Annotated in this window: 12 protein-coding genes and 1 riboswitch; of the genes, 3 read left to right on the plus strand and 9 right to left on the minus strand. The window is 62.8% G+C overall.

The genetic code is table 11. The features are described 5' to 3' along the window. Positions 1 to 21 precede the first annotated feature (21 nt). From ftsY to QWE_RS01405, 9 genes are all read right to left on the minus strand, one after another. Positions 22 to 1,470, minus strand: coding sequence for a signal recognition particle-docking protein FtsY (gene ftsY, locus QWE_RS01365; protein WP_006724263.1), 1,449 nt, complete (start codon positions 1,468 to 1,470; stop codon positions 22 to 24). Positions 1,471 to 1,489: 19 nt separating this feature from the next. Next, positions 1,490 to 2,782, minus strand: coding sequence for a tRNA (N(6)-L-threonylcarbamoyladenosine(37)-C(2))-methylthiotransferase MtaB (gene mtaB, locus QWE_RS01370; protein WP_006724264.1), 1,293 nt, complete (start codon positions 2,780 to 2,782; stop codon positions 1,490 to 1,492). Continuing rightward, positions 2,779 to 3,687: a diaminopimelate epimerase gene (dapF, locus tag QWE_RS01375; protein ID WP_006724265.1), complete on the minus strand. Its 909-nt coding sequence runs from the start codon at positions 3,685 to 3,687 to the stop codon at positions 2,779 to 2,781. Before dapF ends, mtaB begins: the two co-directional genes overlap by 4 nt. 87 nt (positions 3,688 to 3,774) lie before the next feature. Beyond that, entirely contained in the window at positions 3,775 to 4,380 is a 606-nt protein-coding gene (locus QWE_RS01380; RefSeq protein WP_006724266.1) for a thiamine phosphate synthase, read from the minus strand. Continuing rightward, a complete protein-coding gene (locus tag QWE_RS01385) occupies positions 4,377 to 5,153 on the minus strand; it encodes a thiazole synthase (protein WP_006724267.1) in 777 nt (258 codons plus the stop codon). Before QWE_RS01385 ends, QWE_RS01380 begins: the two co-directional genes overlap by 4 nt. Position 5,154: 1 nt before the next feature. After that, a complete protein-coding gene (gene thiS / locus QWE_RS01390; protein WP_006724268.1) occupies positions 5,155 to 5,352 on the minus strand; it encodes a sulfur carrier protein ThiS in 198 nt (65 codons plus the stop codon). Next, on the minus strand, positions 5,349 to 6,332 hold the full coding sequence (gene thiO, locus QWE_RS01395) for a glycine oxidase ThiO (protein WP_006724269.1): 984 nt from the start codon (positions 6,330 to 6,332) through the stop codon (positions 5,349 to 5,351). The genes thiS and thiO overlap by 4 nt, the downstream gene beginning before the upstream one ends. Continuing rightward, positions 6,329 to 8,167, minus strand: coding sequence for a phosphomethylpyrimidine synthase ThiC (gene thiC / locus QWE_RS01400; RefSeq protein WP_006724270.1), 1,839 nt, complete (start codon positions 8,165 to 8,167; stop codon positions 6,329 to 6,331). The genes thiO and thiC overlap by 4 nt, the downstream gene beginning before the upstream one ends. Positions 8,168 to 8,258: 91 nt before the next feature. After that, positions 8,259 to 8,389: riboswitch (TPP riboswitch) on the minus strand. Positions 8,390 to 8,436: 47 nt separating this feature from the next. Then, entirely contained in the window at positions 8,437 to 9,522 is a 1,086-nt protein-coding gene (locus tag QWE_RS01405) for an MBL fold metallo-hydrolase (RefSeq protein ID WP_006724271.1), read from the minus strand. Between the two features lie 308 nt (positions 9,523 to 9,830). On the opposite strand from QWE_RS01405, the gene ffh reads away from it, so the two are divergent. The 3 genes from ffh to rpsP all read left to right on the plus strand — a co-directional run bounded on the left by ffh (position 9,831) and on the right by rpsP (position 12,175). Beyond that, complete coding sequence (gene ffh / locus QWE_RS01410) at positions 9,831 to 11,402, plus strand: signal recognition particle protein (protein ID WP_006724272.1); 1,572 nt, start codon at positions 9,831 to 9,833, stop codon at positions 11,400 to 11,402. A 10-nt stretch (positions 11,403 to 11,412) separates the two neighbouring features. Continuing rightward, positions 11,413 to 11,733, plus strand: coding sequence for a chorismate mutase (locus QWE_RS01415; protein ID WP_006724273.1), 321 nt, complete (start codon positions 11,413 to 11,415; stop codon positions 11,731 to 11,733). Positions 11,734 to 11,800: 67 nt separating this feature from the next. Next, complete coding sequence (rpsP, locus tag QWE_RS01420) at positions 11,801 to 12,175, plus strand: 30S ribosomal protein S16 (RefSeq protein WP_006724274.1); 375 nt, start codon at positions 11,801 to 11,803, stop codon at positions 12,173 to 12,175. The last annotated feature ends 315 nt before the right edge of the window (positions 12,176 to 12,490 follow it).

The following is a 12,490-nucleotide window of genomic DNA, read 5'->3' on the forward strand; positions in this document are numbered from 1 at the left end:
GTTTCCTAAAGTTTCCGGCGCTCAGCGCGCGATGCCGGCAATGGCGCTGGCGAAGTCTTCCGCCTCAAAGGGTTCGAGGTCGTCGATGCCTTCGCCGACGCCGATGAAATAGACGGGCAGCTTGTGTTTGGCGGCGATGGCAACCAGGATGCCGCCGCGCGCCGTGCCGTCGAGCTTGGTCATGATCAGGCCGTTTACACCCGCCACATTGCGGAAGATCTCGACCTGTTGGAGGGCGTTCTGGCCGGTGGTCGCGTCGAGGGTCTGCAGCACGGTATGCGGCGCATCCGGATCGAGCTTGCCGAGAACGCGGACGATCTTTTCCAGTTCCGCCATCAGCTCGGCCTTGTTCTGCAACCGGCCGGCGGTGTCGATGATCAGCACGTCGGCTTTGTCAGCCCTGGCTTTTTCGAAGGCTTCGTAGGCAAGGCCTGCCGCATCGGCGCCGAGCTTGGTGCCGAGGAAGGTCGAGCCGGTGCGGTCCGCCCAGATCTTCAGCTGCTCGATGGCAGCGGCACGGAAGGTATCGCCGGCCGCCAGCATCACCTTCAGACCGGAGCCCGAAAGCTTGGCGGCGAGCTTGCCGATCGTCGTCGTCTTGCCGGTGCCGTTGACGCCGACGACAAGGATGACGTGCGGCTTGTGGCTGAGATCAAGGGCCAGCGGCTTGGCGACCGGCTTCAGCACCTTGACGATTTCGGTCGCCATGATCTTGGTGACGTCCTCGCCGGTCACATCCTTGCCGTAGCGTTCGGATGCCAGCGTGTCGGTGACGCGCAGGGCGGTTTCGACGCCGAGGTCGGCCTGGATCAGCAGATCCTCCAGTTCCTCCAGCGTTTCGTCGTCGAGCTTGCGCTTGGTAAAGAGAGCGGTGATCTGACCTGTCAGTTGCGAGGAGGTGCGGAAAAGGCCAGCGGTCAGTCGCTGAAACCAGGTTTGTTTGACCTGCGGAAGCTCGGCGACTGGGGGCAGCGGCATAGTCTCCGCCGTCGAGAACCCCTTCGGGAGCGAGACAGGCACTGGAGTTTCCGTCGGGTCAATCGCTTCGGCGATCACGCCCTGCGATACATCGGCCGGCTGAACCGGATTTTCGTGGAAGGGCAGCACCGGGGATTCGACCGGCTCGCCGGTGGCAAGGCTCTCGTCTTGCTCGGCCACCTCTTCCGCCTCGAGAAGCGCCAGCGGCACCATTTCGAGATCCGCATGCTCTGTGATCGTCAGCTCCGATGCCTCAGGCTGGTCCTGTTCCGCTTCAAGATCCGGTGACGGGCCTCCGGCGGTATCCATTTCCTCGGCAAGGACAGGATCATCGGCCAAAGGCAAGTCTTCAAGATGAACGTGCGATGCGCCTGAAAGGACCGGGATCTCGCTTTGCGGCACCGGCGCCTTGTCTTCAGAGGCATCGGGCGTCGTCTGGGCAGCCTTCTCCTTGCCGAAGGTGAAGACTTTCTTGATGAAGCCGAGGGCCATGGTCACTCTATTCCGTCTGTCAGGCAGCAGCGCTTGCCGCTGCCGATGCAATCGTCAGATGGCGCCCGGTGTGGCCGCCGATCGAGACCTCGATGAGGCTGCCGGGTGTCATTCCGGGCGCTGCAACGAGGGTGAAGTCTTCCGTATGCGCCATTTCGTTGCGCTCGACCAGCAGCTTCTGCCGGCTGCCTATATGCGCAGCGAGATGGATAGCCTGCAATCGATCGGCGGTGGCCCGAAGTTCTGCCGCACGCGCCTTGACGAGTGCCCGATCGAGCTGCGGCATGCGGGCTGCCGGGGTCCCTGGACGCGGGCTGTAGGGAAAGACATGCAGATGTGCGATGCCGATCTCCTCGGCGAGGCGCGCGGAGTTTGCCGCCATCTCATCGGTCTCCGTCGGGAAACCGGCGACCATGTCGGCGCCGAAGGCAAAGCCGGGCCGCAGGCGCCGGACCTGTTCGGCAAAGGTAATGGCATCGGCGCGCGAATGCCGCCGTTTCATGCGCTTCAGGATCATGTCGTCGCCATGCTGCAGCGACAGATGCAGATGCGGCATGAAGCGCGGCTCATCGGCAATCAGGTCGAAGAGATGGCTGTCCGCCTCGATGCTGTCGATCGAGGAGAGGCGGAGGCGCAGGATCTCCGGCACCTGCTTCAGGAGCGTCTTGGCGAGAAGGCCGAGCGTCGGATTGCCGGGCAGGTCAGCGCCATAACTCGTCGCGTCCACCCCCGTTAGTACCACCTCGCGATAGCCGTTCTCGACGAGCTTGCGCGCCTGCTCGACGACGGCGCCCATCGGCACTGAGCGAGAATTGCCACGGCCATAGGGGATGATGCAGAAGGTGCAACGGTGGTCGCAGCCGTTCTGCACCTGCAGGAAGCCGCGCACATGGCCGTCGATATGGGCCACCATCTGCGGTGCCGTCTCGGTCACGCTCATGATGTCGTTGACAGCCACTTTCTCTTCCGCCGAGACGCCGAAGTCCGGCAGGCGGCGATAGTGCTCGGCCTTCAGCTTTTCCTCATTGCCAAGCACGGCGTCGACCTCGGCCATGGCGGCGAAGGTGTCAGCCTCCGTCTGGGCAGCACAACCGGTGACGATGATACGGGCTTCCGGGTTTTCCCGGCGTGCCCGGCGGATCGCCTGGCGCGCCTGACGCACGGCTTCTGACGTCACGGCACAGGTGTTGACGAGGATCGCATTGTCGAGGCCGGCCTTGGCGGCCTCGGCTTTCATGACCTCGGATTCATAGGTGTTCAGGCGACAGCCGAAGGTGATGACCTCGACAGCGCCTTGTCGCGCAGAGGTCACGGGGTGGCGGCCTCTGCTTGGCCGCTCTCGTCGCGCTGCCAGGCACCGGTCGTCGGATCAACCGTGCCGGACCATTCCCATTCGGCCGGGCCGGTCATGACGACCTTATCATCAGGGCGCCAGTCGATGGTCAGCGTGCCGCGGTTCGGACTCGAAGCGACGGTGATCGTCACCTTGCGCTCGGTGCGGCCGGTGCGCGCGGCGGATACACCAGCGGCGCAGGCGGCAGACCCGCAGGCGAGGGTCAGGCCGGCGCCGCGTTCCCAGGTGCGTGTTACCATTGATGTCTTCGAGGTGAGCTGAGCCAGCGTGATATTGGCCTTTTCCGGGAAGATCGGATGGTTTTCCAGGAGCGGGCCGAAGCGTTCCAGATCATAGGTCATGGGATCGCGATCGACCCAGAAGACCGCATGCGGATTGCCCATCGACATGGCCGAGGGCGAATGCAGGATCGGTGCGTCGATCGGGCCGATCTGCAGCTCGATGCGGCTGGTGTCGTGGAATTCTTCTGAGAGCGGGATCTTGTCCCAGGCAAAGACGGGCTTGCCCATGTCGACGGAGATCGTGCCATCCGCATGTTCGACGGCATTCAGAATGCCGGCGATGGTCTGGAAGGTGAAGCTCTTGCGGCCGGTTTCACTGGCAAGCGCCTGCACCACGCAGCGGGTGCCATTGCCACAGGCCTGGGCCTTCGAGCCGTCGCAGTTCAGGATGTCGATATACGCGTCCGTACCATCCACCTTCGGATCATGGATCGCCATGATCTGGTCGAAAGCGGTCGAGGGGTCGGCGGCGAGCGCGATCGCCGCAGCCGGCGTGACCCGATCGGTGCGACCGCGCATGTCGACGACCAGGATCTTGTTGCCAAGCCCGTTCATCCTAGCGAATTCGACCCGATCCGACATCGTCACTCCAGAAAGCTGCATTTTCAGCCTATATGGCGGAAATGCAGCGGAATTACCAGTAGAGCGGGCAAAACTGCGCGACCATGGTCAACGGCACGGCTCGGTCACATCAAGCCATTCCCGGGTTCGCGCCTCGGGATCGGCATTGAGCGTGATGTCGGTGACCACGGCTGCACTGTCGGCACCTGTTGCAAAGACGCCGGGAAGCCGGTCGGGGCGAAGCCCGCCGATCGCGACCAGGGGTAGGGGGCCGATCTTTTCCTTCCAGGATGTCAGCCGTTCTAGGCCCTGCGGCGCCCAGGGCATCTTTTTCAGGATCGTCGGATAGACGGGGCCAAGCGCGATATAGTCAGGCTTGGCGGCCAGCGCCGTTTCGAGTTCGGCCTCGTCATGGGTGGAGAGGCCTAGTTTCAGGCCCGCATTCCGGATGGCGGCGAGATCCGCCGTTGCCAGATCCTCCTGGCCGAGATGCACGAAGTCGCAGGCCTCGTCGATGGCGATCTGCCAGAAGTCGTTGACGATGAGCTGGCAGCTATGATCGGCACAGCATTGCCGGGCGCGGCGGATGTGCTGGCGAAGAACGGTGTCATTCGCGTCCTTCATCCGCAGCTGCACCAGCTTGACGCCCAGCGGCACCAGCCGCTCAATCCAGTCGGCGCTGTCAACGATGAGGTAGAAGGGATCGAGCTTCATGCGAAGATCCCCTTTCCGATCACAGGCGTGGATGGCACGGCCATATCACGCGGTTCCAGCATGCCGGCTTGATGGGCGATATGCCCCGCCTCGATGGCCTTGGCAAAACCCTCTGCCATCGCGGCCGGATCACCGGCCGAGGCAACAGCGGTGTTGAGCAGCACGGCGTCATAGCCGAGCTCCATCACAACAGTCGCATGGGACGGGCGTCCGATGCCGGCATCGACGATCAGCGGCACGTCGGGGAATTCCGCCCGCATGGATTTGAGCGCGGCCACGTTCTGCGGCCCCATGGCGCTGCCGATCGGCGCGCACCAGGGCATCAGCACCCGGCATCCGGCAGCGAGCAGTTTCTCCCCGACCACCAGATCGTCGGTGGTGTAGGGGAAAACCTCGAAGCCCTCGGTAACCAGGATCTTTGCCGCTTCCACCAGTTCGAAAACGTCAGGCTGCAGCGTGTCGTGATGGCCGATCACCTCGAGCTTGATCCAGGTGGTGCCAAACACCTCCCGCGCCATCTTCGCCGTTAGCACCGCCTCGCGCGCGCTGTGGCAGCCTGCCGTGTTGGGCAGAACATGAACACCGAGATCCCGGATCATCTGGAAGAAGGCGCCGCCCGTCTTGCCGCCCGCGGTTTCCCGGCGAAGGGAAACGGTTACGATCTCGGTCCTCGATCGCCGCACAGCCTCCGCCAGCACTGATGGCGAGGGGTAGCGGGCTGTGCCGAGCAGGAGGCGCGAGGTGACGGTCTTGCCGTAGAGTTCCAGGGCCATCTCAGCCTCCCTGCATGGGCGAAAGGATTTCGATCCGGTCGCCATCGTTCAGAGGATGGGCGGCTCGCTCCTCGCGGTGAACCAGCTCGCCATTGACGGCGGTTGCCAGCCAGTCGCCTTCGTAGTCCAGCTTCAAGAGCAGATCGGCGAGGCTTGCCGCCTCCAGCTCCAGGGCGTCTCCATTCACGATGAGCTTCATGCGGTCCTCCTTTTCTCCAGGGCGTGGGTGGTCGAAATCTTCTCCGCCGCTTCGCGGGCCAAGGCTGGGGCGAGCAGAAAGCCGTGGCGGTGCATGCCGGCGACGGCCAATCCCTCTACCGTCTCAACGATGCGCGGCACGTTGTCTGCGAAAGCCGGGCGGATGCCGGTGCCGGTTTCCACAATGCGCGCCTCGGCAAAGGCCGGGTGCAGGGCATAGGCGGTGTTGAGCAGCTCCATCATCGAACGCGCCGTGATCGGCCCGTCATCCTCAGCCTCGATCATGGTCGCGCCCAGCATGAACAGCCCGTTGCCGCGCGGTACGATGTAGAGCGGGTGGCGGGGATGCAGGAGGCGCACGGGACGGGAGAGGCCCACCTCGGGCGTTTCCAGATAGAGCATCTCGCCGCGCACCCCGCGTAAGCCTTCGATGTCACCGATCGCCTGTGGCCCACGGCAATCGATCACCCTCGCATAGTCTCCCGCATCACCGGCCTCCTCCCCGAAGCGGAAGGAGCCACCGAGCTGCCTTGCCGCATCGTAGAGACCCCGCAATGCCTTGCGGGGATCGAGATGGGCCTCCTCACAAAAGAAGAGGCCAGTGCCGAAGCGCCCAGCGAGATCGGGTTCGAGGTCTCCGATTTCCTCCTCGCCCAGCCAGCGATGGCCGCGCGTGCGGCTCGCAAAGCGCTTGAGGTCTGCAAGATCGCGGGGATTGGCCAGCACAAGCGTGCCCCGGCGCTGGACGAGATCGGGCACGGCCTCATCCCACCAGTCGGCGGCGGCAAGGCCTGATGTCAGCACAATCTCTTCTGCCGTTTCCCGCTCGCAATAGGGGGCGAGCATGCCGCCTGCCCAATGGGATGCACCAAGCCCGATATCGGCCCGGCGCTCCACGACCTCAACAGGGATACCCCTGCGCGCCAGTTCCAGCGCGGTCGCCAGCCCTGCGACACCGGCGCCTTTTACGAGAACGGTCATGACCGCTCCCCAGCATCGAGGGCGGTGATCTCGTCTGCTGTCATGTAGAGATCGCCGCCGGCGCGGTATTTCTCCGCCATGGCGGTCAGGCCCTCCTTCTGGGCCTCTGCGCGGATGTCATGCGAGATCCGCATCGAGCAGAATTTCGGCCCGCACATCGAGCAGAAATGCGCGACCTTGTGTGCCTCCTTCGGCAGGGTTTCGTCATGCATGGAGCGCGCGGTTTCCGGGTCGAGCGACAGGTTGAACTGGTCTTCCCAGCGGAATTCGAAGCGGGCGCGGGAAAGCGCATCATCGCGCAATTGCGCTGCCGGATGACCCTTGGCGAGATCGGCGGCATGGGCTGCGATCTTGTAGGTGATGACACCGGTTTTCACGTCGTTGCGGTCCGGCAGCCCCAGATGCTCCTTCGGCGTGACGTAGCAGAGCATGGCCGTGCCGAACCAGCCGATCATCGCGGCACCAATGCCGGAGGTGATGTGGTCATAGCCCGGTGCGATATCTGTCGTGAGCGGCCCTAGTGTGTAGAAAGGCGCCTCGCCGCAGGTCTTCAGCTGCTTGTCCATGTTCTCTTTGATCTTGTGCATGGGAACATGGCCGGGACCTTCGATCATCACCTGGCAGTCTTTGCCCCAAGCGATCTGCGTGAGTTCACCAAGCGTTTCGAGTTCGGCAAACTGGGCGGCATCATTGGCATCGGCAATCGAGCCAGGACGCAGACCGTCACCGAGCGAGAAAGAGACATCGTAAGCGCGGCAGATGTCGCAGATTTCCTCGAAATGCTCGTAAAGGAAGCTCTCCTTGTGATGATGCAAACACCACTTGGCCATGATCGAGCCGCCGCGCGAAACGATGCCGGTGACGCGGTTGACGGTGAGCGGGATGTAATGCAGCCTGACACCGGCATGGATGGTGAAATAGTCGACGCCTTGCTCAGCCTGCTCGATCAGCGTGTCGCGATAGACCTCCCAATTGAGATCCTCGGCAATGCCGCCGACCTTTTCCAGCGCCTGGTAGAGCGGTACCGTGCCGATCGGCACGGGCGCATTGCGGATGATCCAGTCGCGGATGTTGTGAATGTTGCGGCCGGTCGAGAGATCCATGACCGTGTCGGCACCCCAGCGGATCGCCCAGACCATCTTCTCGACTTCCTCGGCCATGGAGGAGGTGACGGCGGAATTGCCGATATTGGCGTTGATCTTCACCAGGAAATTCCGGCCGATGATCATCGGCTCGAGTTCCGGATGGTTGATGTTGGCGGGGATTATCGCCCGTCCCTGGGCGATCTCCTGGCGGACGAATTCCGGCGTCACGTGATCGGGGATCGCAGCTCCAAAACTCTCGCCGTCGCGGATGAGCGCTTCCTTCGCTGCCTTGCGGCCAAGGTTTTCGCGGATCGCCACATATTCCATTTCCGGCGTGATGATGCCAGCGCGGGCATAAGCCAGCTGCGTCACGGCCTTGCCACCCGTTGCCCGAAGGGGTTGATGTTTCACGGGAAACACCGGCGTCATCTTTTCGGCAGAGACAAAGCCGTTGTCCTCGGGTTTGACCGCGCGGCCGTCATAGGCCTCGACATCGCCGCGTGTCTTGACCCAGGCCGTCCGGTGCCGGGAAAGCCCCTGGTCGATGGCGATGGTCGCCTGCGGGTCGGTATAGGGACCTGACGCGTCATAGACATTGACAGGCGGTTCGCCGGAGGTCGGGTGCAGGGCGATCTGGCGCAGGGGCACGCGGATATCCGGGTGCATTTCCCCGGGCAGGAAAATCTTGGTCGAGGCGGGAAGCGGCCCGGTGGTAACGTCGGGCCTGTTGAAGTCAGGGGCAATGTTCATCGTGGAGCTCCAAGTGTTCAGGTTGGAGACCCAGTCATGTCAGCCGGAATGATGGAAAGACGCCACGGGATTCGGATTCCGAATCATCGTTTTTGCAGCGCTCGCACCGTCCCTACGCCAGTATGAACTGGATCAGGTTCAACGGGTCATCGCGCTGCTTGTCCCTTGCGGTTTGGCGTAGCGAAATCTCAGCCCCTTGTCGGGACACCCCTGGTGAATGTCTGAAGTCTGGCCAAAAGAGCTCGGCCTGTCAACGCGGAACGTTCGGCTCAGGCGCCGGCGCGCGGCACCTCGAACTGCTGGCCGGGGCGCAGGCCCTTGAAGCGGTCCGCGCCAATTCCGGCGGCTGACATCGCCACGCCCAGTGCTTTCGGTGGATCGTCGATGCCTTCATTGGTCAGCTGGAAGGTGCCGAAATGGTGGCCGATGCCGAAAGCCGCGCCGCTCGAACGAAAGCCTGAAATCGCCTCCTCCGGGTTCTGGTGCTGCGCCTTCATGAACCAGCGCGGCTCATAGGCACCGATCGGCATGATCGCGAGCCTGATGTCGCCATGCTTTTCCCTGACTTCGCGATAATGCTTGCCTTCGGCATAACCGGTATCGCCAATGTGGTAGATCTTTCCGCCGGGCGTTTCGATGACGAAGGCGGCCCAGAGTGCCATGCGCCTGTCACCCATGCCGCGTGCGGACCAGTGATGGCAGGGCTCGCAGTGGACGACGAAGCCACCTTCGAGGTCGAGCCGATCGCCCCAGTCCATGACGGCGGTCCGGGAAAAGGGATTTTCCGCACGAATGATCGTGTCATTGCCGAGCGGTGTGATGATTTGCGGATTGTGTGCACGTACAATCTTGTTGAGCGTCGCGACGTCGAGATGGTCGTAGTGATTGTGGGTCACGATGACGATGTCGATCTTCGGCAGGTCATCGAAGGCGACGCCGGGCGGATTGTTGCGTTTCGGCCCGGCAAAGGGCACAGGGCTCGCGCGTTCCGACCAGACTGGGTCAGTCAGGATGTTCAGTCCGGCCGTCTGGATAAGAAGCGTCGCATGGCCGACCATGGTGACGACAAGCCGGCTTCCTTCAACGCGGGGTTCCGGCTTCGTCGTCACGACGTCGGCGGCCGTGACTGGTTTCGGCCATTCCATCTTGCCGCCGCCGAACTGCCAGCGGAGCAGATCGGAGAGACCACGGGGCTCTTCGCCACCTGGGTTGAAGAACACCTTGCCATCGAAATGATCCGAGATGGGGCCGGAATAATAGCGGTTGCCCGCATGTGCCTCGCGCAAGCCGAGACCTCCGAGTGTTGCGGCAACGAGGCTGAAGCCCGACCATTTGAGAAAGCTGCGTCTGTTCATTGCACACCCATATGTGGTTCTGCCGGTTGTACGACAATGGGCGGGCAGCAGATCGTCAACTCCGCGTGAAGTCCCTGTTTCGCAGGACTTCGCTTGACTTCCTGGCCGTTTTCCTGTTTATCCGCCGCAATCTGCGAAGAGACAAGCACTCCGAGCCGCCGACCGGGACCCGTGAAGGTATAAAGAGATCCCGGAGGTCAACACCCGACAGCGCGTTGCGCCCTCGGGTGCTTTTTGGCTTTGCGTCTTGTTTTCCGCGCGGAGAAGACCGAGGTTTCGGGTGTCCGAAACCATGCAAGGAAGAGCCGATGTTTGAGAACCTCCAGGACCGTCTTGGATCCATTCTGAGTGGACTGACCGGCCGTGGCGCGCTGTCCGAGGCGGATGTCTCGGCAGCTCTGCGCGAGGTCCGTCGTGCTCTTCTCGAGGCCGACGTCGCTCTCGAAGTGGTCCGCGCCTTCACTGAAAAGGTTCGCGAAAAGGCCGTTGGGGCCTCGGTCCTGAAATCGATCAAGCCCGGCCAGATGGTCGTCAAGATCGTCCATGACGAGCTGGTCGAAATGCTCGGCACGGAAGGCGTGTCGATCGATCTCAATGCCGCAGCGCCGGTCGTCATCATGATGGTCGGTCTGCAGGGCTCGGGTAAGACGACCACCACCGGCAAGATCGCCAAGCGCCTGACGGATCGCGACAAGAAGAAGGTCCTGATGGCCTCGCTCGACACGCGTCGTCCGGCCGCCCAGGAACAGCTTCGCCAGCTCGGGGTACAGACGGGCGTCGACACGCTGCCTGTTATTGCCGGCCAGTCGCCGACCGATATTGCATCGCGTGCTGTGCAAGCCGCGAAGCTTGGCGGCCATGACGTGGTCATCCTCGACACCGCCGGCCGTACGCATATCGACGAGCCGCTGATGATCGAGATGGCCGAGATCAAGGCCCGCTCCAAGCCACATGAAATCCTGCTGGTCGCCGACTCGCTCACCGGTCAGGACGCCGTCAATCTCGCCCGCAACTTCGACGAACGCGTCGGCATCACAGGCCTCGTTCTGACCCGCATGGACGGCGATGGTCGCGGTGGTGCTGCCCTTTCGATGCGTGCCGTTACCGGCAAGCCGATCAAGCTGATCGGTGTCGGCGAAAAGATGTCGGAGCTCGACGAGTTCCATCCGCGCCGTATCGCCGACCGCATCCTCGGCATGGGCGACATCGTTTCGCTGGTCGAAAAGGCCGCCGAGAACATCGACGCGGACAAGGCCCGCGCCATGGCCGAGAAGATGGCCAAGGGCAAGTTCGACCTCAACGACCTCGCCGAACAGATCAAGCAGATGCAGGCCATGGGCGGCATGGGCGGTATCATGGGCATGATGCCGGGCATGGCCGGCATGAAGGACAAGATCTCGGCCGCCGGTCTCGACGACAAGGTATTCAAGCGCCAGCTCGCGATCATCTCCTCGATGACCAAGGCCGAACGCGCCAATCCTGACGTCTTGAAGCATTCCCGCAAGAAGCGCATCGCAGCCGGCTCCGGCACCGATGCCTCCGACATCAATAAACTGCTCAAGATGCATCGCCAGATGGCCGACATGATGAAAGCCATGGGCGGCAAGAAGGGCGGCGGCATGATGAAGCAGATGATGGGCGGTCTCGCTTCTAAGATGGGCCTCGGCGGCATGGGTGGCGGCATGGGCATGCCGGATCTGTCGAAGATGGACCCGAAGCAGCTCGAAGCGCTTGCCAAGCAGGCGGAAGCCGCTGGCATCAAGCCGGGTGGTTTGCCGGGCCTCGGCGCCGGTGGATTGCCTGGTCTTGGCGGTCCGAAGCTTCCTGGCCTCGGTGGTGGTGGTTTCCCGGGGCTCCCCGGCCTGCCGAAGAAGAAGTGAGGGCGCGCCGATGATTGATCCGTCCGTCAAGGAGCAACTGTCAGGCTATCGCCAGTCGATCGACAATATCGACGCGGCGCTGGTCCACATGCTGGCGGAGCGCTTCCGCTGCACCAAGGCCGTCGGCGTGCTGAAGGCCACACACGAATTGCCGCCCGCCGATCCGGCGCGCGAGGAATACCAGATCACCCGCCTGCGCCGTCTGGCTCAGGATGCCAATCTGGACCCGGATTTCGCCGAGAAGTTCCTGAACTTCATCATCAAGGAAGTCATCCGGCATCATGAAGCCATTGCCGCCGAACATGGCGGTGCAACCGAAAAGACCGCCTGACGGCGGCCTCAACAAGAAAAACAGGTATGCCCCGGCAGCCTGCATCGAAAACCTAAGGAGTAATGCAATGTCCCTCAAGATTCGTCTCGCCCGCGGTGGTTCCAAGAAGCGCCCCTACTACCAGATCGTCGTTGCCGACGCCCGTTCGCCGCGCGACGGCCGTTTCCTCGACAAGGTCGGTTCCTGGAATCCGATGCTCGGCAAGGACAACGAAAAGCGCGTCGAGCTGGACGCCGAAGCCATCAAGGCTTGGGTTGCCAAGGGCGCACAGCCGACCGACCGCGTTCTGCGCTTCATGGCTGAAGCTGGTCTCGCCGAGCGCGCCACCCGCAGCAACCCGGACAAGGCAAAGCCGGGCAAGAAGGCTCAGGAGCGCGCTGCCGAGCGTGCCCAGAAGGCTGCTGACGCTGCTGCCGCCGCTTCGGAAGCCGCTGCAGAATAATCGGCAAATAGCCGTTTTCAGCGGGCGGTGGGTCATCCCACCGCCCGTTTTTGCATTTTCTTTCCGGTCGCTTCCGCCTAATACCAAGTGTCGATGATAGGAACCGATAGGATGGCTTATTGTGGGTTTCTGGCTAGGCGGGCGCGCCGGGCGATGCTGTCGCATCGGCCAAGCGGCGCAACAACGCCAGAGGGCCACAATAAGCCACCTTTTCGGCTTCCCGCCCGTTCTGGCGTCGTCGAGCTCCTTGACCGATGCGCCAGCATCGCTCTTCGGACCTCTGCTAGCCAGAAAGGGCAGTCGAGCCGATCCTAT

This window comes from Agrobacterium albertimagni AOL15 (assembly GCF_000300855.1).
In the GTDB taxonomy this organism is placed as follows: Bacteria; Pseudomonadota; Alphaproteobacteria; order Rhizobiales; family Rhizobiaceae; genus Allorhizobium; species Allorhizobium albertimagni.